This window comes from Arenibacter lacus, assembly GCF_008711145.1.
Classification (GTDB): domain Bacteria; phylum Bacteroidota; class Bacteroidia; order Flavobacteriales; family Flavobacteriaceae; genus Arenibacter; species Arenibacter amylolyticus.
In genome coordinates this window covers 1-484 of the sequence record NZ_VVIN01000248.1, presented here as the reverse complement: position 1 = coordinate 484, position 484 = coordinate 1, and the positions used below count along the sequence as shown (strand labels likewise).

Here is a 484-nt window from a genome sequence, read left to right as displayed (position 1 = left end):
CAATTTTACCTTCCTAGAGGATAGCTCCTTGTCTGCAAACCTAAATTATACCTATGTTTCTCCTGTGGTTATCGGGAATTCTAGACAGGAGGCTTACAATATTTGGGAACTTGCGGTTAAAAAGAACTTATGGGACAAAAAAGCCACGCTTAGTCTCTCCATAAATGACCTCTTTAATCAGCTAGAATTGCATAATACCCGTAATTATGGCAATCAGCACAACATATCTTATTACAGACCGGATAGTAGAACTATTACGGTAGGTTTTAGATATAATTTTGGGAATATGGGAATTAAAAACAACTACAAATACAAGGGTACCGCAGAAAGGGATCGCCTATAAGCTTCTATGCGTATTCGTTTTGCTGTAGTTTCTAATGATGCGTATTGTCTATTTAATCCCTAGCTTTAATCCGATATATAGCGGTTTTTTGCGGAGGATAACCCCACTACGCACAGGGCAATGGCAGACAGTACCAAAAGA

At 38.6% G+C, this 484-nt stretch carries 1 protein-coding gene; it reads left to right on the top strand.

The genetic code is table 11. From position 1 onward, the window contains the following. On the top strand, positions 1-343 hold a 343-nt coding region (locus F1E73_RS17360), incomplete at its 5' end, for an outer membrane beta-barrel protein (protein WP_150452704.1). Positions 344-484: the final 141 nt, after the last annotated feature.